The organism is Achromobacter sp. ACM01 (genome assembly GCF_014851745.1).
GTDB classification, from domain to species: Bacteria; Pseudomonadota; Gammaproteobacteria; order Burkholderiales; family Burkholderiaceae_B; genus Achromobacter; species Achromobacter aegrifaciens.
Genome location: NZ_JACVAF010000001.1, coordinates 1,598,139 through 1,615,328, shown reverse-complemented (window position 1 = coordinate 1,615,328; position 17,190 = coordinate 1,598,139). Strand labels below are relative to the sequence as shown.

Sequence of the window (17,190 nt, the reverse complement as noted above, 5' to 3'; positions counted from 1 at the left end):
TTCAGGCCGCCACGGCCTGCTTTTCGGACGCCCGCTGCTCGCTCGCGCGCACGGGCGGATAGTGCGCCGAGAATACCAGCCGCCCCGCCGACCAGGTATGGCTGATCAACGGCTGCGTGCCCACTTGCGCCACCGCCACCAGGTCCGCGCGCAGCCCCGGCGCGATGCGCCCGCGGTCGGACAGGCCGCAAGCCTGCGCCGGATTCAGCGTCACCAGCGCGACCGCCTGTGGCAGCGTCAGGTCGGTCTGAGCCGCCACCGTGTAGGCGGCGGCGATCAAAGCCGACGGCTGGTAGTCCGAACACAGGCAGCTGGCCACGCCCGCGCGTATGGCATCGATGGCGCGCATGGAACCGCTCTGGCTCTGGCCGCGCAGCACGTTGGGCGCGCCCAGTATGGTGGGCAGTCCGCAGGACACCGCGGCGCGCGCAGTATCCAGGGTGATCGGGAATTCGCTCATCGCGACGCCCAGGTTGCGCATGGTGGCGATGCGCTGGATCGAATCGTCGTCGTGGCTGGCGGTGGGGATGCCCAGTCCCTGCGCATGCGACAGCAGCGCCTCCACCCGCGCTACCGCGCCATCCTTGGCGCGCGTCTTGGCCTGCGCGGCCTCCTCGGCCTGCTCGCGGCTCATGGCATGGTTGCCCATCATGTACTGCAGATAGGACTCCAGCGTCTTGAACTGGCCCTGCCCCGGAGAATGGTCCATCACCGACAGCAGGTCCACCGCGCCCTCGTCCATCAGCGCGCGCAGCACGTCCACCGAGGACGCGTCGGTGACTTCGTAGCGGCAGTGGACGCGGTTGTCGACCAGGCTGTGCTGGCCGAAGGCGCGCACCGTGCGCACCACTTCCGCCGCCGTCTGGTTGTTGCGCACGCCCCACTCGCTATTGGCGAAGGACAGCGCGTGATACGGCGTGGTGATGCCGGCCGCGGCATTGCGGCGGTCCACCTGGGCCACGGCAAAATCCAGCGGAAACAACACGCGCGAACGCGGCTCGGCTTCCTTTTCGATGGCATCGCAATGCAGGTCGATCAAACCAGGCAGCAAGGTCTGGCCACGGAGATCGATCTCGCGGTCCGCGCGCGCGCCGGCGGGTTCGATGGCGACGATGCGGTCATCGTCGATCAGCACGGCGCTGTCCTCCAGGATGCGGTCCTGCAGTACCACGCGGGCATGGGTGAGATAGGTGCTCTGCATCATTGCTCCAGGTCGGCCAGGGCGGGTTGGGCGGGACGCAAGGCCAGCGTCTGCGTGGCGACTGCATCGCGCACTTCGGCGTCGTGGAAGATGCCCAGCAGGCAGCGGCCTTCTGCCATGGCCTCGCGGATCAGCGCGATCACGACCTGGCGGTTGTCCGCGTCCAGCGACGCGGTGGGTTCATCCAGCAGCAGGATGGGATGGCGCGCGATGAAACCGCGTGCGATATTCACGCGCTGCTGCTCGCCGCCCGAGAACGTGGCGGGCGCCAGTCCCCACAGGCGCGGCGGCACGTTCAAGCGTTGCAGCAGGGCTGCTGCGCGGGAGCGGGCTTCGTCGGCCTCCACGCCCGCTGCGCGCAGGGGTTCGGCCACCACGTCCAGCGCCGACACGCGCGGAATCACGCGCAGGAACTGGCTGACGTAGCCGATCACCTCGCGCCGCAAGGCCAGAATGCGTTGTTCGGGGGCGCCGGCCAGCTCCACCCATTCGTCGTTCCAGCGCACCCGGATGCTGCCTTCGGTCGCCAGATAATTGCCGTACAGGCAGCGTAGCAGGGTGCTCTTGCCGGTGCCGGACGGTCCCGCCAGCACCAGGCAGTCGCCCGCCGCCGCGTCGAAGTCGACCGACTCCAGCACGGGCAGGCGCATGCCCCCTTGGTTATGCAGGGTGAACATCTTTCCGAGGCCCCGCACCTCGATCATGGGAGTCTTTTCAGGCATGGTCAGCTCTGCAAAATGGAGGACACCAGCAACTGGGTGTAGGGATGCTGCGGATCGTCGAGGATCTGATCGGTCAGGCCGCTTTCGACCACTTCGCCGCCGCGCATCACCAGGGTCCGATGCGCCAGCAGGCGCGCCACGGCCAGGTCGTGGGTCACGACGATCGCAGCCAAACCCAGATCGGCCACCAGCTGACGCAGCAGGTCCAGCAAGCGCGCCTGCACCGACACGTCCAGCGAAGCCGTGGGTTCGTCCATGAACACCAGGCGCGGGTGCGTCACGAGGTTGCGGGCGATCTGCAGGCGCTGCTGCATGCCGCCCGAAAACGAGGTGGGCCTGTCATCCAGCCGTCCCGCGTCGATCTCCATTTTCTGAAGCCAGTTGCCAGCGGCCTGACGCAAGTCGCCGTAATGCCTGTCGCCCACGGCCATCAACCGCTCCGCGATGTTGGCGCCCGCGCTGACCTGCATGCGCAGGCCGTCGCGGGCGTTCTGCCGCACGAAGCCCCAGTCGGTGCGCGACAGCAGGCGCAGGCGTGCGCCGGGCAGCGCGGCCAGGTCGGTAAAGCCCTGGTCGCGGGTGTCGTACCAGACGCTGCCCGCGTCCGGCCTGGTCTGGTACGACACGGCCGACAGCAGCGTGCTCTTGCCGGAACCGGACTCGCCGACCACGCACAGGACTTCGCCCGGATACAGATCGAAGTTGACGTTGCGGCAGCCGTGCACGCCGTCCCAGGTGCGCGTCATGCTGCGCACTGAAAGCAAAGGTTGGGCGTTCATGCCGCGGTCTCCTGGTTGGCTTGCTGTTGCGCCTGCCGGTCGTTGCAGTACTCGGTGTCGGAGCAGACGAAACGGCGCGTGCCGGCGTCGTCCAGGATGATTTCATCCAGATAGCTCTCGCGCGATCCGCACAGGTCGCAGCATTCGTTCCAGGTCTCGACCCTGAACGGGTGGTCCTCGAAGTCCAGGCTCTTCACCTGCGTGTAGGGCGGCACCGCGTAAACGCGCTTTTCGCGGCCCGCGCCGAACAGCATCAGCGCAGGACTGCGGTCCAGCTTGGGGTTGTCGAACTTGGGGATGGGCGAAGGCCGCATCATGTAGCGTCCGTTCACGATGACAGGATAGTCATAGGTGGTGGCGATATGGCCGTGCTGCGCGATGTCCTCGTACAGCTTGACGTGCATGCCGCCATATTCGGCCAGCGCGTGCATGGTGCGCGTCTCGGTTTCGGAAGGCTCCAGCCAGCGCAGCGGTTCAGGAATGGGCACCTGGAACACCATGATCTGCCCTTCCGCCAGCGGCGTCTCGGGGATGCGGTGGCGGGTCTGGACGATGGTGGCGGCAGAAGTGGATTCCGTCGTCGCCACGCCCGTGACACGGCCGAAGAAGCGGCGGATGTTGATCGCGTTGGTGGTGTCGTCCGAACCCTGGTCGATCACCTTCAGCACGTCGTTTGCGCCAATGATGGACGCCGTGACCTGGATGCCGCCAGTGCCCCAGCCATAGGGCAGCGGCATTTCGCGGCTGCCGAAAGGCACCTGGTAGCCGGGGATGGCGACGGCCTTGAGCAAGGCGCGGCGCAGCATGCGCTTGGTGGATTCATCCAGATAGGCGAAGTTGTAGTGGTCGTCGCGTTCGACCGTTGCGTGTTGCGTAGTCATGGGGAAACCGCCTCGTCCATCAGATCGCTGCGCGCGGCCTCGGGCGCGGCGCGTTCGGCGCGCATGCGCCGCAATAGTTCAAGATTGGCCTGGAAGTCCACGTAGTGCGGCAGTTTCAAGTGCTGCACGAAACCGGAGGCTTCGACGTTGTCGCTGTGATAGAGCACGAACTCGTGATCATTGGCAGGCGAATCGGCGCGTTCGCCCAGGTCGCGCGCCTTCAGCGCGCGGTCCACCAGCGCCATCGACATGGACTTGCGTTCGCCATAGCCAAAGGTCAGCCCATAGCCCCGGGTGAACTTCGGGCCTTCCTCGGCGCTGCCCGCGAACTGGCTGACCATCTGGCATTCGGTGATCTCGATCTCGCCCACGGTGACGGCGAATCCCAATTCCTCGATGTGCATTTCCACCTCGAGCGCGCCGTAGCGGATCTCGGCGGCGAAGGGGTGGGTATTGCCGTAGCCGCGCTGGGTCGAATAGCCCATGGACAGCAGGAAACCTTCGTCTGCGCGCGCCAGGTTCTGCAGGCGGGCCGCGCGCGAGGCCGGGAAATCCAGCGGCTGCCGGGTCAGGTCGAAGGGTTCGGGATCGCCTTCGGGCACGGCTTCCGCGTCGATCAGGTCGTCGTGCGCCAGCAGGTCGGTGACGCGCGGCATCGCGCTATCCAGCGCCTCGCCGCCCGGCGGCAAGGCGTCGGCTTCGCGCTGCGCTTCGAGCGAGAAGTCCAGCAGACGCTGGGTGTAGTCGTAGGTCGGTCCCAGGATCTGGCCGCCAGGCACGTCCTTGAAGGTGGACGAGATGCGGCGCTGCAGGCGCATGCGGCCGGTGTCGATGGGCTGGGTATAGCCAAAGCGCGACAAGGTGGTGCGGTAGGCGCGCAGCAGGAACACCGCTTCGATCAGGTCGCCCGCGGCCTGCTTGATGGCCAGCGCCGCCAGTTGCGGATCGTAGAGCGAGCCCTCCGCCATGACCCGCGATACCGCCAGCGGCATCTGTTCGCGGATCTGGTCCAGGCTCAGCTCGGGCACTTCGCGGTCGCCGCGCCGGTAGTCGTCCAGCATGCGGTAGGAATTGAGGATGGCGCGTTCGCCTCCTTTTACGGCTACGTACATGTCAGTTCTCCTTGCGCGTGCTGCGCGGCAGTGCGCAGATCCGACGCTCGTGCGTCAGGAACACGTCGACACCGAGCGGAAACCGTTGATGATTGAGACGCCACTCGCGCCAGAAACCCTCGGGCAGCCCTGCCGCATGCAGCAGCTGCTGGCTCTTGATACCCGGGCCGCTGAGGATCGCGGGTTCCCCGCCCGACAGGGATTCGACCTCGATCAGCAAGGTGGTAGACAGATCGGGATAGGCCGGATCGCCCTGGTGGCAAGCCGAAAGCGCCGGCGCCTTGCTGCCAGCCGGCACCGCGGCGAAACGCGCGAGCGAGGGCGACGGCACGATGGGGCAGGCGCAATGAAATCGCAGAAACGCGATCGCGTCCGCGCTGACGGTTTCAGGCAGCCACAGCGGCGTGTCCACGTCCACCAACGTCAGCAGCAGCGCGGTCATGGCAGGCGACAGGCCCGCCGGCACGCCGGTTTCGATCAGGATTTCATGGATGCGGCCCGGGTGGGCCATGGCTTCCAGCGCGGCGCGGAACGTGGCCTGCGCGTCGCCGACGGGATCCGCGAATCCGGGGAGCAGCGCCCGGCCGGAGGCCGCGGCGGCTTGTATCTGTTGCTGCATGTCAGTCCTCGCCTCGTACCATCGTGAAGAATTCCACCTTGGTCTGCGCTGCCACGCGGGCCTGGCGCTCGACCCGTTCGGCATGCAGGCGGGCCAGCGGCTGGATCAGCTGTGCCTGCACCGTGTCATGCCATTCCGGCAGTTGCAGCAAGGCGTCGGCCACGGCGGCCTGCTCGGCATGGCGCTGCGAGCGGCCCTGCACATAAGCCACGCCCACCACGCCATCGCCCATCGTCACCGCGCAACGTGTCACGCTCATTTCGCCCAGGTTGAAGCGGGCCCCAGTGCCGCCGCTGCGGGCGCGCACCATGGCCATGCCGGTTTGCGCGGGGCGCAACGTCTGGTGTTCCGGCTTGCCCGCCAGCGCGCAAAAAGCGCCATCCAGCGCGGCCGGATCGGCCAGCGCCAGCACGCGCATCCAGGCGGCGCGTTGCGCGCCCGCCGCATCCTGCCCTGTCTTGGGGTGATCCATCTTTTTCCTCTAAACGTCTAGACGACCGGATGGAGTATGATCGCTCCGAAATGGAAGTTCAACAGCCTGGCGTGAATTTTTGATGACAGTTGCAGCGCATCCGCAGCGCCTTTGCGGCCGCCGCCGCATGGTGCACAATCACTGCCATTCTTCATGAAGCTGATGTGACAGCACGAGCACACCCTATGGTCGAAAGAGGTTCCGGCATCGCCGTCTGGCGGCAAATCGGCGAAGCGCTGGCGGACGATATCCGCAACAAGCTCTATGCGGCAGGCGAACAGCTGCCGTCCGAGCCCGAGCTGGCCGCCAAGTTTTCCGTCAACCGCCACACCATCCGCCGCGCGATGGGCGAACTCGAACAAGGCGGCCTGGTCCGCATCGAACAAGGCCGCGGCACCTTCGTCCAGGAACACGCGATCGACTACGCCATCGGCAAGCGCACGCGCTTTTCCGAGAACCTGCGCAGCCAGGGCATGCTGGGCCACCAGGAAGTCCTGGGCAGCCAGAGCCTGCGCGCCGGCGACATCGCCAAGCACCTGGGCCTGACGCGTACCGCGCCGCTGTTGCGCGTGCAGATCGTAGGCAAAGCCGAGAACCGCCCGATCAGCGTCTCGGAACATTTCTTCGACGAAAAGCGCTTCCCCGACTTCGCCGACCGCCTGGCGTCGCTGCGCTCGATCTCCAAGGTCTATGCCCACTATGGCATCGGCGACTACACGCGCAAGTGGTCGCGCATCACCGCCGCCCTGCCCACGCCCGAAATCGCCCGCCTGCTGGGCCAGCCCAAGACCCGCCCCATTCTTCAGGTGGAGGCCTTGAATGTGGACCAGGAAGGCTCGCCGCTGCAATATAGCGTGGCGCGCTTCGTGGGCGACATGGTCCAGCTGATGGTGACGGACGACAGCTGACGCAAGGCCGCCGCCTGCGCGCGCAGGCGGCGCGGAAGACTCCGGCCAACGGATTAACTCATCTAGACATCTGGTTGTAATGCAATCCCGCTAACGTCACGCCATGAACACACACACGCACGCCCCCTCGCCCTTGGCCGGTGTCACAGGCCAACGCATCCTGACGCCGCGCGGCGTCGAACAGGCCAGCCTGCGGTTCCATGGCGGAGTGATCGAAGGCTCCGCCTCCGCGGCGCCGCGGGGCGCGCCCTGGTTCGACGCCGGCGATCTGCTGGTGTTGCCCGGCATCGTGGACCTGCACGGCGACGCCTTCGAGCGCGCAGTCATGCCGCGGCCCAGCGTGACCTTTCCGTACGACAGCGCCCTGTTCGACGTGGACCGCCAGCTGCTGGCCAACGGCATCACCACCGAGTTCCATGGCGTGACCCTGTCCTGGGAAGGCGGGCTGCGCGGCGAGGCTTACGCCGAACGCATGTTCGACGCGCTGGAAAGAATGCGCTATCTCATGGGCGCGCGGCACTATGTGCACCTGCGCTTCGAAACCCATCACGTGGGCGGCCTGGATATTGCCCAGCAATGGATACGCGACGGCCGCGTGCGCTTCCTGGCGCTGAACGACCACCTGCCCAGCATGGCGCGCCGCCTGGGCGACGAGCGCAAACTGATGCAGTACGCCAACCGCGCCGAGTGCGACCTCGACGTCTTCCAGGACCGGATCCGCGCCGCCATGGCCGCCGCCGATTCGGTGGCGGACGCCATGCGCGAGCTGACCGGCTGCGCGCAGGAAGCGGGCTTGAAGGTGGCCTCGCACGACGATCCGGACGCCGCCACCCGCCGCTACTACCACCAGCTGGGCTGCGGCGTGGCGGAGTTTCCGCTGACCCGCGAGGTCGCCGGCGTGGCCCGCGACCTGGGCGATTCCGTGGTCTTCGGCGCGCCCAACGTCGTGCGCGGGGGCAGCCACACCGGCGCGCCCAGCGCCACCGAAATGGTCCGCGCGGGCCTGTGCGACATCCTGACGTCCGACTATTACTACCCCGCCCCGCTGGCCGCGGTGATGAAGCTGGCCAACGACGGCGTGCTGCCGCTGGCGCAAGCCTGGGATCTGGTGTCCTTGAATCCGGCCCGCGCCGCCGGCCTGAAGGATCGCGGCGCGCTCGCGCCCGGACTGATCGCCGACGCCATCGTGGTGGATGACCAGGTGCCGGGGCTGCCCCGCGTCTGCGCCGCGATCGTGGGCGGCGAACTGCGTTACGCCACGCGCGCCTTCGACGACAGCCACAGCCAGCGCATGGCGGCCTGACCATGCCCCTCGCCCATCGCTACGCCCTGTACCTGGCGCCCACCGGCCCCTGGCGCGAACACGGCAGCCGCTGGCTGGGCCGTTGCGCCGACACCGGCCTGGCGCTGCCGCCGCGGCCGGGCCAGAACGCGGAAGCGCGCAACTGGACCGAAGCGCCGCGCCACTATGGCTTGCACGCCACGCTGAAGCCGCCCTTCCGCCTGAACCCGGGCGCAAGCCCCGAACAGGTCGACGCGGCCGCCCGCCAGTTGGCCGCAGGCGGCACGCCGTTCTCGTTGGAACTGGAATGCGAACCGCTGCGCGGCTTCCTGGCCTGGCGCATCGCTGCGTCCGACACGCAGGGACGCGTGCGGATCCAGGCCCTGGCCGAAGCCGCCGTGCGCGACCTGGATCCCTTGCGCGCGCCGCCCACGCCCGAGGAAACCGCGCGCCGCCAACCGCAATCGCTCAGTCCGGCGCAGCAAACCATGCTGGCGCGCTGGGGCTATCCGTACGTATTCGATACCTACGTCTTCCACATTACGTTGACCGGCAAGCTGCAAGGCGAGGCGCTGTCGCAAGCGCAGGCCGAAATCGCCGCGTTCGCCGATCCCTTGCGCGGGCAGCCCATGGCCGTGCCCGGAGTCAGCGTCTACGTGCAGCCCGCGCCGGGCGCGGACTTCGTCGCGGCGAGGCACTACGGTTTTGATGGTTCCAGCATCGATGCGGCTGGAGCCGGCTATCTGCAAGGACCGGCGGCGGCATGAGCGCCTCGGTTCCCGCCGACGGCGCCAGGCTGATCTACCTGATGGGCGCTTCGGGCAGCGGCAAGGACACCTTGCTGCGCCTGCTGCGCGCCGAGCTGCGCGGCGATGAGCCCGTGCTGGTCGCGCATCGCTACATCACCCGCGACAGCGGCGCCACCGAAGACGCGCTAAGCCTGACCGAAGACGAGTTCGGACGCCGCGCCGCCCTGGGCTGCTTTGCCCTGCGCTGGGCCAGCCACGGCCTGCACTACGGCATCGGCATCGAAATAGACGCCTGGCTGTCCTGCGGCGCCGCGGTCATCATCAACGGCTCGCGCGCGCACCTGGAACAGGCGCACTCGCGCTACCCGGCCTTGACCGCCGTGGAAGTCACGGTTGATCCCGGCCAGCTCGTCAGTCGCCTGGCGGGACGCGGGCGGGAAAGCGCGGAACAGATCGCGCAGCGCCTGGCGCGGGCGACGCAGGCATTCCCCGTACCGCCACAATGCCGCTTGCTGCGCGTCAGCAACGATGCCGCCCCGGAAACCGCTGCCGCCGCACTGTTGAACATCGCCCGCGACAAGCTCAACGCCTAGCGCCGCCGTTCAACGCGGGTCGCCCTGGCCCCAGGGCGCCGCGGCGTCTCCGCACAGATCCAGCAGGATCTCGGAAAAGCATTCCTCCGCTGCGAGCGGCTGTTCGCGCTTGCGCCGTATCAGGTTGATCGGCGGCAACTCCCAGCCGAAGTCCCAAGGCACCATGCCCAGCTTGCCGCGCTGGCAGAGTTCGCGCGCGATGTCTTCCGGCACCACGGAGATAAGGGTCTCGTTCATCGTCAGCATGCCTTCGATCACGTCGGTGGAGTACGCCTCCAACACGGGGGATGGCGGCTGCAATTCGGCGCGGATGAAGTGCTCCACGATCAGTTGGCGCGTGGGAGTGTTGGCTGCTGGCAGCACCCAGTCCATCGCCGCCACCGCGGCCCAGTCCGGCTTGCGCCGCGCCAGCCGCTGCGCAAGCCGGCCATGCGCGATCAGGCGCGGCCGCTGGCGGTACAGCACGCGGTGGATCAGATCCTCCGGCGCCACGGTCGAGGTGGCGCGGCTGATGATGCAGTCCAGTTCGTGCCGGCGCAGCATGGGCACCAGATGGTCGGTGGTGGCGCGGTGCAGGCTGAGCGTCACGCCGTGGCGCTGGTGCAGGCGGCTGATGGCCGCCGTCAGCAAGGCGCTGGACACGTAGGGCACCACGCCCACCTGCAGATGCGCGGAACGGCCGGCGTGCAGGGCCTCGACCTCGCGCGCCCACAGGTCCAGGTCGCTGAGCATGTGGCGCGCGCGCACCAGGGCCAGGTCGCCCAGCGGCGTGGGTTGCAGGCCGCGACCGGTGCGCGTGAACAGCGGCGCGCCGAAGATGTCCTCGATCTCCGTGAGCGCCTTGGTGACGGCGGGCTGGCTGATGCCGGCCGCGGCGGCCACGCGCGTGAGCGAGCCGTGCCTGGCGATTTCGATCAGCAGCGCCAGGTGGCGATGCTTGAGACGGTTGGCGAGACGGGCGGCATCCCAGGTCACGATCTTTCCTATAACCAATTGGTTATTCAATTATGCCAACAAAGGAAAAATCAGTTATTTCATGACCCTATACTGCAAGCATCCCCTGCTGCCCGGACCGGCCTCATGAGCGCATCCTTCACCACCCGCCCCGAAATACGCGGCACTTTCGGCGTGGTCTCTTCCACCCATTGGCTGGCCTCGCAAGTGGCCATGAGCGTGCTGGAGCGCGGCGGCAATGCCTATGACGCGGCGGTCGCGGGCGGCTTCACCCTGCAGATCGTGGAACCGCACCTGAACGGTCCGGGCGGCGAAGTGCCCATCCTGCTCTGGAGCGAACGGGAACAGCGCATGCGCGCGCTCTGCGGCCAGGGCCCCGCGCCCGCGCTGGCCACGCCCGCCTATTTCCGCGGCCTGGGCCTGGACCTGGTGCCCGGCATCGGCCTGCTGCCCGCCACGGTGCCCGGCGCCTTCGGCGCCTGGCTGACCCTGCTGCGCGACTACGGCACCTGGGAACTGGCCGATGTGCTGCGCCCCGCGATCGACTATGCGCGCAACGGCTTTCCGCTGGTGCCGCGCATCTCGCAGGCCATTCTGGCGGTGCAGGCGCTGTTCCGCGACGAATGGACCAGTTCGCGCGAGGTCTGGCTGCCGGACGGCCGCGTACCTGCGCCCGACGCGCTGTTCCGCACGCCCGCCATCGCCGCCACCTATACCCGCATCCTGGACGAGGCGCACGCCCGCAGCACCGACCGGCGCGGCCGCATCGACGCTGCGCTGGAGGTCTGGTACCGCGGTTTCGTGGCCGACGCGATCGACGACTATTACACGCAGGCCGAGGTACGCGATACCACGGGCCAGCGCAACCGCGGCCTGCTGCGCAAATCCGATCTGGCCGATTGGCGCGCCACCTACGACGAGCCTCTGACTGTCCAATACGGCCGCTACACCGTGGCCAAGTGCGGGGTCTGGTCGCAAGGCCCGGTCCACCTGCAGCAACTGGCGATACTGCGGCACCTGGGCCTGGACGGGCTGGAGCCGACCTCGCCGCAATTCGTGCACTACGTGGCCGAGGCGGCCAAGCTGGCCTTCGCCGACCGCACCGCCTGGTACGGCGACCCTGCCTGCACGCAGGCGCCGCTGGCCGCTTTGCTCAGCGATGAGTACGCCCGCTCCCGCGCGGCAGGCATCGGCGCGCACGCTTCGTCCGAGTTCCTGCCGGGCAGCCCTGGCGGCCAGACACCGCGCCTGCCCGACCTGGACGCAGCCGTGCGCACCCTGGCTGCCTCCGACACCCGCTTCGGCGTGGGCGAACCGACCTTCGCCGCACTGCCGCCGGTAGCCGAATGGGCGGCGCGCGAGATCTTCGTGGGCGATACCTGCCAGATCGACGTCATCGACCGCGACGGCAATATGGTGGCCGCCACGCCGTCGGGCGGCTGGCTGTCGTCCAGCCCCGTCGTGCCCGGCCTGGGCTTCCCGCTGACCACGCGCCTGCAGATGACCTGGCTGGACGAAGGCGTGCCGGGCCAACTGCAACCGGGCAAGCGTCCCTGCACCACGCTGTCGCCCGGCCTCGCGCTGCGCGACGGGCAGCCTTACATGGCATTCGGCACGCCGGGCGGCGACCAGCAGGACCAATGGACGGTGGCATTCTTCCTGCGCCATGTCATGGGCATGAATCTGCAGGAGGCGATCGAAGCGCCCTCCTGGCATATCGATCACTTCCCGGGCTCGTTCTGGCCGCGCAGCCTTACCTTGAACCGGCTGACCGTGGAATCGCGCATGCCGGCCGCCACGCTGGAGGCGCTGCGCGCGGCGGGCCACGAGGTCAAGGTGGGGCCGGACTGGTCCGAAGGCCGCATCAGCGCCTGCACCCGCGAGCCTGCCGCGGGCGGCGGCCTGCTGCTGCGCGCCGGCGCCAACCCGCGCGGCATGCAGGGCTATGCCGCCGGCCGCTGAACCTGTTTCATTCAACCGGCATGCAGACCGGATATCAAGCAAAGGGGTAAACACCATGAAACTGCAATTCAAACGACTGCTGCGCTCGTTCGCGCTGGGGTTGGCGCTGGCCGCGCCCGCGCTCACCCACGCCGCGTGGCCCGAAAAACCCATCACGCTGATCGTGCCGTGGGCTGCGGGCGGCTCCACCGACATCCTGGCGCGCGTGCTGTCCGAAGGTTTGACCCAGTCGCTGGGCCAGCCCGTCATCGTGGAAAACCGCTCGGGCGCGTCCGGCAACATCGGCACCACCTTCGTGGCGCGCGCCAAGCCGGACGGCTACACCTTGCTGGTGGGCTCGATGAGCACGCACACGATGAACCAGGCGCTCTACTCCAGCATGCCGTTCGACGGTGTGAAGGACTTCACGCCCATCGCCGAGCTCGCGCTGGTCACCAACACCCTGGTGGTGAACCCGTCGGTCCCCGCGTCCAACGTGAAGGAGTTCATCGCCTACCTGAAGGCCAATCCCGGCACCGTGGCCTATGCCTCCGCCGGCCAGGGCTCCACCAACCATCTGAGCGCCGCGCTGTTCGAGAAGGCCGCCGGCGTGAAGATGATGCACATCCCCTATCGCGGCGGCGCGCCCGCGGTGCTGGACACCGTGGCCGGCCGCACGCAGGTGCTGTTCAGCGCCGGCACGCAGACCCTGCCGCATGTGCAGAACAACAAGCTGAAGCTGCTGGCCGTCACCGAGGAAGCGCGTTCGCCGCTGTTGCCCGAGGTGCCCACGGTAGCCGAGACCTTGCCGGGCTACGAGCTGTCGGTCTGGTACGGCGCCTTCGGCCCGGCAGGCATGCCGCCCGAACTGACCGCACGCCTGAACCGCGAGATCAACCTGATCCTCAAGCGTCCCGAAGTCATCAAGAAAATGGGCGACATGGGCGTGCTGCTGACCGAGACCACGCCGGAGCAATTCGGCCAGATCCTGGCGCGCGACGCCGACAAGTACGGCAAGCTGATCAAAGAACTGGGAATCACCGCCGAATGACCGTGAGCATCCAATCCACCGCGCCGACGCAGGCCGGCGTGGCCGCCATCGCCCGGGCCTACGCGGCCGCCGATCCGGTCGCGGCCTTGCGCGCCATCGACGCCCATGCGCACGCCGCGCTGGCGCACACGCTGTGCACGGTCAACCGCTATGACGCGCAGGCCATGCGGGTGCTGCGGCTGTATAGCTCCAACCCCGAGGCCTATCCGCCCGGCGGCAGCAAGGACAAGAGCGGCACCGCCTGGGGCCGCCACGTCCTGCTGGAGCAAAAGCTGTTCGTCGGCGAAGGCGAGGACGCGATCCGCGAATTCTTCGACGACCATGACGCGATCCAGCGTCTGGGCCTGCGCTCGGTCATCAATGTGCCGGTGGTGTACGGCGGGGTCTGCCTGGGCACCGTCAACTTCCTGATGCCGCGCGCGGCGGTTTCGGATGCCGATGTGCAGGCCGCGCAGCTGGCGGGCCTGCTGGCGCTGCCTGCGTTCCAGGCGCTGCTCCCGCAGGCCTGAGGCCGCGGGGCCCGCCCGGGCCCCGCGCATGCTCAGATGAGCGCGCGCCGGATGCGCGCCGACGCCATGTCGATGATGACCACGAAAGCCACGATGATGATCATCACGGCGCAGGTTTCGGCGTAGCGGAAGCTGCGGATAATCTCCCACAGCACGGTGCCGATGCCGCCCGCGCCGACGATGCCGACCACCGAGGCCGAACGCACGTTGGATTCGAAGCGGTACAGCGAATACGAGATCCACAGCGGCAGCACCTGCGGAATCACGCCGTAGACGATTTCCTCCAGCGCGTTCGCGCCGGTGGCGCGCACGCCTTCCACCGGACGCGGATCGATGGCCTCGACGGCTTCCGAGAACAGCTTGGCCAGCACGCCGGTGGTGTGCACCCACAGCGCCAGCACGCCGGCGAACGGGCCCAGTCCGACCGCCACGATGAACAGCATGGCGAACACCATTTCGTTGATGGCGCGGCACGCGTCCATCAGGCGTCGCATGGGCTGGTACACCCAGGCCGGCACCATGTTCGACGAGCACAACAGCCCCAGCGGCACGGCGACCACGATGGCCAGGAAGGTGCCCCAGACCGCGATCTGCACGGTGACGATCATCTCGTCCAGGTACATGCGCCAGTCGCGGAAATTGGGCGGAAAGAAGTCGGCGGCGAACTGGGCCATATTGCCCGAATCGCGCAGCAGGTCCAGGGGCCGCATGTCGGCGCCCTTCCACGACATGACCAGCAACGCCAGCACGACGGCCCATACGAGCAGGACTGGCAGCGAGGAGCGCGGCGCGGCGGAAAGGCGGGAGGTCTGCATGGCTACGTTCATAGAAAAGGCGATCCGCTAGTTGGGTTTCAGTTGCGGGCAAGCCGGCGCGCCCCGCGGCGCGCCGGCTTGCCGCTTGCAGGCTTATTGCTTGGCGGCTGGCTGGCCCAGGCTGGCCAGCTTGCTGTCCAGCTCGGCCAGCTGTTTCTGCTTTTCGGCCTGGCCCAGCGTGGCGTCGGCTTCGACCTTGGCCTTCTCGCGCGCCAGTTCGATCTGGCGGATCGGCACCAGCTGCTGGTTGTCGGAGGCGCGGAAGCCCTGGTAGGTCAGCGCCTTCAGGTTGGCCAATTCGCGCTCGGCGTCCTTGCCCTTGCCATAGTTGACGAAGAAGTCGCGGATGCGGACCTTCAGGTCTGCCGGCAGGTCGGTGCGCATGACCAGCGGATCGGCGGGGATCAGCGGCGACTTCCACAGCACGCGCACGCTGTCGTTTGCATCCTTGCCCGTGTTCAGGCGATAGCGCTCCAGCGCCTCGGTGTTGTTGACGGCCACGTCGACCTGCTTGTTGATGACCGACAGCAGATTGGTTTCGTGGTTGCTGGCGCGCACCGTCTTGAAGAAGGTCTTGGGTTCGATCTTGTTGGCGGCCCACAGGTAGTAGCCGGGCACAGCCGTACCCGAGGTCGAATTGGGATCGCCCGCGCCGTAGCTCAGCGTGCCGCCGCGCTTGAGCACGTCGTCCAGGGTCTTCAGGTTGCTGTCCTTGTTGACGATCAGCAGCGACCAGTAGCCGGGGTTGCCGTCCTTGTCGATGACGGAGGCGAACACCTCGCCCTTGGCGCGGTCCACCGCCTCGATTGCGGACTTGTTGCCGAACCAGCCCATCTGCACCTTGTTGAAGCGCATGCCTTCGATGATGCCGGCATAGTCGGACGCGAAGAAGGGCTTGACCGGTACGCCGATCGCGCGGCTCAGGTCGTCGATGACCGGCTGCCATACGGACTTCAGGTTGGTCGACGATTCCGTCGAGATGATGCCGAAGTTCAGGGTCTTGGCGTCTTGCGCGTAGGCCTGCGCGGACAGGGCCGCGGCGGCGATCAGGGTGACAAAGGTTCTGCGTAGCATGGAAGGCTCCGGGGGGAAATGGGTCGGGATATCAGGCGGCTTGCGCCAGGCGGGACAGCGGCGCCATGCCGGGCATGGCCGGCGCTTGCGGCGCATATTCGGGAAGGAGTTCGCTCAATTCGGAGCCATACAGGTCGCTCAGCATCGAAGGCGTGAGCGCGGCGGAGGGGCCGTCATAGACGACCTTGCCATGGCGCAGCGCCACCACCCGCGGGCAGTAGCGCAGGGCCACGTCCACCTGGTGCAGCGACACCACTACGGCCACCTTGCGGCCGCGGTTGATCTGGGCCAGCGTGTCCATCACGCGGCGCGAGGATTCCGGATCCAGCGAGGCGATGGGTTCGTCGGCCAGGATGACGCGGGCGTTCTGCACCAGCGTGCGGGCGATGGCCGCGCGCTGCTGCTGGCCGCCGGACAGCGTCGAGGCGCGCTGAAATGCGTAGTCGTCTATACCAACCTGGGCAAGCGCTTCGAGGCCTTGCTGCACTTCGCCGCGCAGGAACCAGCGCGTCAGGCTGCGCCACAACGGCACGCGCGGCAGCAGCCCGGTCAGCACGTTGGTGATGACCGGCAGGCGACCGACCAGATTGAATTGCTGGAACACGAAACCGATGCCGGCGCGCGCGGAGCGCACATCGCGGCTCAGGCGGCCATCGCGCTGGATCATGCGGCCGTTTACGGCCACGCTGCCCGAGTCGCCGGCCACGAAACCCGACAGATGGCGCAGCAGCGTCGACTTGCCCGAACCCGAGGCGCCGAGCAAGGCCACCATCTCGCCGTCGGCCACTTGCAGGTTCACGCCGTCCAGCGCCTTGGCGCCGGCGTGGAAGCTCTTGCTGAGCCCTTGTACTTCGATGGCGTAGGTCATCGTTGAATCCCCTTGGATGTGTTCATGGCGGCATTCTGTTTTCGCGGCATGACAGCACGATGACCTGGGAATCGATTCATTTGGCTGAAAATAGGGACACTGGAACGATCTGAAAGACGTTCGTCACAAAGGCCGTCTCCAGCCCGGCGCGCCGCAGGTATATTGGGGATATTCCCCACCAGCCTGGCGTTCATCATGATCAAAGGTTCCTGCCTGTGCAGCCGCGTCGCCTACGAGATCACGGGTCCGCTCACCGACGCCCTCAACTGCCATTGCACGATCTGCCGCAAGGCGCATGGCGCGGCATTCCGCAGCCGGGCGACGGTCCAGGTCAAGGACTTCGCCTGGACCCGCGGAGAAAACCACGTCACCTGGTACTGCTCGTCCCCGGGCAGCTACCGCGGCTTTTGCGAAGCCTGCGGCACGCCCCTCCTGACCCGCTTCGACCAGACGCCGGACGTCTACGGCCTGCCTCTAGGTCCGCTGGACGACGACCCGGGCATCAAGCCAGCAGCCCACTGCCACGTGGCCAGCAAGGCGCCCTGGTTCGACATCACCGACGGCCTGCCGCAGTACCCCGATGCGTATGGGGCGATGGAAGAAGACCATCCGCAGGCGGTTACATAAAAATTCAACCGAGTAGTTGAATTTTTTGGCGAG

Annotated in this window: 19 protein-coding genes; 8 read left to right on the top strand and 11 right to left on the bottom strand. The window is 67.5% G+C overall.

The features are described 5' to 3' along the window. Nucleotide 1 precedes the first annotated feature (1 nt). From IB268_RS07545 to phnG, 7 genes are read right to left on the bottom strand one after another with little or no spacing between them, the layout of a single operon-like run. Nucleotides 2-1,201, bottom strand: coding sequence for an alpha-D-ribose 1-methylphosphonate 5-triphosphate diphosphatase (locus tag IB268_RS07545; protein ID WP_192354037.1), 1,200 nt, complete (start codon nt 1,199-1,201; stop codon nt 2-4). After that, nucleotides 1,201-1,923 carry a phosphonate C-P lyase system protein PhnL gene (gene phnL, locus IB268_RS07540; RefSeq protein ID WP_054451479.1) on the bottom strand — a complete coding sequence of 241 codons (723 nt, stop codon included), beginning with the start codon at nt 1,921-1,923 and terminating at the stop codon, nt 1,201-1,203. The genes IB268_RS07545 and phnL overlap by 1 nt, the downstream gene beginning before the upstream one ends. Before the next feature lie 2 nt (nt 1,924-1,925). Continuing rightward, on the bottom strand, nt 1,926-2,702 hold the full coding sequence (gene phnK / locus IB268_RS07535; RefSeq protein ID WP_192354036.1) for a phosphonate C-P lyase system protein PhnK: 777 nt from the start codon (nt 2,700-2,702) through the stop codon (nt 1,926-1,928). Next, nucleotides 2,699-3,583, bottom strand: coding sequence for an alpha-D-ribose 1-methylphosphonate 5-phosphate C-P-lyase PhnJ (locus tag IB268_RS07530; protein ID WP_175181919.1), 885 nt, complete (start codon nt 3,581-3,583; stop codon nt 2,699-2,701). Before IB268_RS07530 ends, phnK begins: the two co-directional genes overlap by 4 nt. Further along, complete coding sequence (locus IB268_RS07525) at nt 3,580-4,695, bottom strand: carbon-phosphorus lyase complex subunit PhnI (RefSeq protein ID WP_119451064.1); 1,116 nt, start codon at nt 4,693-4,695, stop codon at nt 3,580-3,582. The genes IB268_RS07530 and IB268_RS07525 overlap by 4 nt, the downstream gene beginning before the upstream one ends. Before the next feature lies 1 nt (nt 4,696). Beyond that, nucleotides 4,697-5,314 (bottom strand): phosphonate C-P lyase system protein PhnH, encoded by a 618-nt coding sequence (phnH, locus tag IB268_RS07520; RefSeq protein ID WP_192354035.1) that lies wholly within the window; start codon nt 5,312-5,314, stop codon nt 4,697-4,699. Nucleotide 5,315: 1 nt separating this feature from the next. Continuing rightward, nucleotides 5,316-5,786 (bottom strand): phosphonate C-P lyase system protein PhnG, encoded by a 471-nt coding sequence (gene phnG, locus IB268_RS07515; protein WP_125470414.1) that lies wholly within the window; start codon nt 5,784-5,786, stop codon nt 5,316-5,318. Nucleotides 5,787-5,971: 185 nt separating this feature from the next. Between phnG and phnF the strand changes: the two genes are divergently transcribed. The 4 genes from phnF (at nt 5,972) to phnN (ending at nt 9,318) form a co-directional block, all read left to right on the top strand. Then, a complete protein-coding gene (gene phnF / locus IB268_RS07510; protein WP_054451488.1) occupies nt 5,972-6,694 on the top strand; it encodes a phosphonate metabolism transcriptional regulator PhnF in 723 nt (240 codons plus the stop codon). Between the two features lie 103 nt (nt 6,695-6,797). Next, nucleotides 6,798-7,997, top strand: coding sequence for an alpha-D-ribose 1-methylphosphonate 5-triphosphate diphosphatase (locus IB268_RS07505; protein WP_192354034.1), 1,200 nt, complete (start codon nt 6,798-6,800; stop codon nt 7,995-7,997). A 2-nt stretch (nt 7,998-7,999) separates the two neighbouring features. Further along, the gene (locus IB268_RS07500; protein WP_192329103.1) at nt 8,000-8,743 is read left to right on the top strand and encodes a DUF1045 domain-containing protein; all 744 of its coding nucleotides are present in this window, start codon (nt 8,000-8,002) and stop codon (nt 8,741-8,743) included. After that, complete coding sequence (gene phnN, locus IB268_RS07495) at nt 8,740-9,318, top strand: phosphonate metabolism protein/1,5-bisphosphokinase (PRPP-forming) PhnN (RefSeq protein WP_192329104.1); 579 nt, start codon at nt 8,740-8,742, stop codon at nt 9,316-9,318. Before IB268_RS07500 ends, phnN begins: the two co-directional genes overlap by 4 nt. A 9-nt stretch (nt 9,319-9,327) precedes the next feature. On the opposite strand, the gene IB268_RS07490 is transcribed toward phnN, so the two are convergent. Then, the gene (locus IB268_RS07490; RefSeq protein WP_175181917.1) at nt 9,328-10,293 is read right to left on the bottom strand and encodes a LysR family transcriptional regulator; all 966 of its coding nucleotides are present in this window, start codon (nt 10,291-10,293) and stop codon (nt 9,328-9,330) included. A gap of 105 nt (nt 10,294-10,398) precedes the next feature. On the opposite strand from IB268_RS07490, the gene IB268_RS07485 reads away from it, so the two are divergent. Genes IB268_RS07485 through IB268_RS07475 form a run of 3 tightly spaced genes read left to right on the top strand, consistent with a single transcriptional unit; the run spans nt 10,399 to nt 13,773 of the window. Further along, nucleotides 10,399-12,234 carry a gamma-glutamyltransferase family protein gene (locus IB268_RS07485; RefSeq protein WP_192354033.1) on the top strand — a complete coding sequence of 612 codons (1,836 nt, stop codon included), beginning with the start codon at nt 10,399-10,401 and terminating at the stop codon, nt 12,232-12,234. A gap of 55 nt (nt 12,235-12,289) precedes the next feature. Further along, nucleotides 12,290-13,264: a tripartite tricarboxylate transporter substrate binding protein gene (locus IB268_RS07480; RefSeq protein ID WP_054451502.1), complete on the top strand. Its 975-nt coding sequence runs from the start codon at nt 12,290-12,292 to the stop codon at nt 13,262-13,264. Further along, the gene (locus IB268_RS07475; RefSeq protein WP_192354032.1) at nt 13,261-13,773 is read left to right on the top strand and encodes a GAF domain-containing protein; all 513 of its coding nucleotides are present in this window, start codon (nt 13,261-13,263) and stop codon (nt 13,771-13,773) included. Before IB268_RS07480 ends, IB268_RS07475 begins: the two co-directional genes overlap by 4 nt. A gap of 32 nt (nt 13,774-13,805) precedes the next feature. Here IB268_RS07475 and phnE read toward each other — a convergent pair whose 3' ends face one another. The 3 genes from phnE to phnC form a co-directional block, all read right to left on the bottom strand. Further along, nucleotides 13,806-14,600, bottom strand: a complete 795-nt coding sequence (gene phnE, locus IB268_RS07470) for a phosphonate ABC transporter, permease protein PhnE (RefSeq protein WP_054451506.1) — start codon at nt 14,598-14,600, stop codon at nt 13,806-13,808. Nucleotides 14,601-14,681: 81 nt separating this feature from the next. Further along, nucleotides 14,682-15,662, bottom strand: coding sequence for a phosphonate ABC transporter substrate-binding protein (gene phnD, locus IB268_RS07465; RefSeq protein ID WP_054451508.1), 981 nt, complete (start codon nt 15,660-15,662; stop codon nt 14,682-14,684). 31 nt (nt 15,663-15,693) lie between these two features. Further along, entirely contained in the window at nt 15,694-16,530 is an 837-nt protein-coding gene (gene phnC, locus IB268_RS07460; protein WP_175162104.1) for a phosphonate ABC transporter ATP-binding protein, read from the bottom strand. Between the two features lie 195 nt (nt 16,531-16,725). On the opposite strand from phnC, the gene IB268_RS07455 reads away from it, so the two are divergent. Next, on the top strand, nt 16,726-17,157 hold the full coding sequence (locus tag IB268_RS07455; protein ID WP_054452219.1) for a GFA family protein: 432 nt from the start codon (nt 16,726-16,728) through the stop codon (nt 17,155-17,157). Nucleotides 17,158-17,190: the final 33 nt, after the last annotated feature.

Bases quoted from the DNA above. Each gene is read 5' to 3' on its own strand.
- phnC (WP_175162104.1), bottom strand. From the start codon at position 16,530: ATGACCTACGCCATCGAAGTACAAGGGCTCAGCAAGAGCTTCCACGCC.
- phnH (WP_192354035.1), bottom strand. From the start codon at position 5,314: ATGCAGCAACAGATACAAGCCGCCGCGGCCTCCGGCCGGGCGCTGCTC.
- phnN (WP_192329104.1), top strand. From the start codon at position 8,740: ATGAGCGCCTCGGTTCCCGCCGACGGCGCCAGGCTGATCTACCTGATG.
- phnL (WP_054451479.1), bottom strand. From the start codon at position 1,923: ATGCCTGAAAAGACTCCCATGATCGAGGTGCGGGGCCTCGGAAAGATG.
- phnE (WP_054451506.1), bottom strand. From the start codon at position 14,600: ATGAACGTAGCCATGCAGACCTCCCGCCTTTCCGCCGCGCCGCGCTCC.
- IB268_RS07530 (WP_175181919.1), bottom strand. From the start codon at position 3,583: ATGACTACGCAACACGCAACGGTCGAACGCGACGACCACTACAACTTC.
- IB268_RS07480 (WP_054451502.1), top strand. From the start codon at position 12,290: ATGAAACTGCAATTCAAACGACTGCTGCGCTCGTTCGCGCTGGGGTTG.
- IB268_RS07485 (WP_192354033.1), top strand. From the start codon at position 10,399: ATGAGCGCATCCTTCACCACCCGCCCCGAAATACGCGGCACTTTCGGC.
- phnF (WP_054451488.1), top strand. From the start codon at position 5,972: ATGGTCGAAAGAGGTTCCGGCATCGCCGTCTGGCGGCAAATCGGCGAA.
- IB268_RS07455 (WP_054452219.1), top strand. From the start codon at position 16,726: ATGATCAAAGGTTCCTGCCTGTGCAGCCGCGTCGCCTACGAGATCACG.
- phnD (WP_054451508.1), bottom strand. From the start codon at position 15,662: ATGCTACGCAGAACCTTTGTCACCCTGATCGCCGCCGCGGCCCTGTCC.
- phnK (WP_192354036.1), bottom strand. From the start codon at position 2,702: ATGAACGCCCAACCTTTGCTTTCAGTGCGCAGCATGACGCGCACCTGG.
- phnG (WP_125470414.1), bottom strand. From the start codon at position 5,786: ATGGATCACCCCAAGACAGGGCAGGATGCGGCGGGCGCGCAACGCGCC.
- IB268_RS07475 (WP_192354032.1), top strand. From the start codon at position 13,261: ATGACCGTGAGCATCCAATCCACCGCGCCGACGCAGGCCGGCGTGGCC.
- IB268_RS07525 (WP_119451064.1), bottom strand. From the start codon at position 4,695: ATGTACGTAGCCGTAAAAGGAGGCGAACGCGCCATCCTCAATTCCTAC.
- IB268_RS07505 (WP_192354034.1), top strand. From the start codon at position 6,798: ATGAACACACACACGCACGCCCCCTCGCCCTTGGCCGGTGTCACAGGC.
- IB268_RS07545 (WP_192354037.1), bottom strand. From the start codon at position 1,201: ATGCAGAGCACCTATCTCACCCATGCCCGCGTGGTACTGCAGGACCGC.
- IB268_RS07500 (WP_192329103.1), top strand. From the start codon at position 8,000: ATGCCCCTCGCCCATCGCTACGCCCTGTACCTGGCGCCCACCGGCCCC.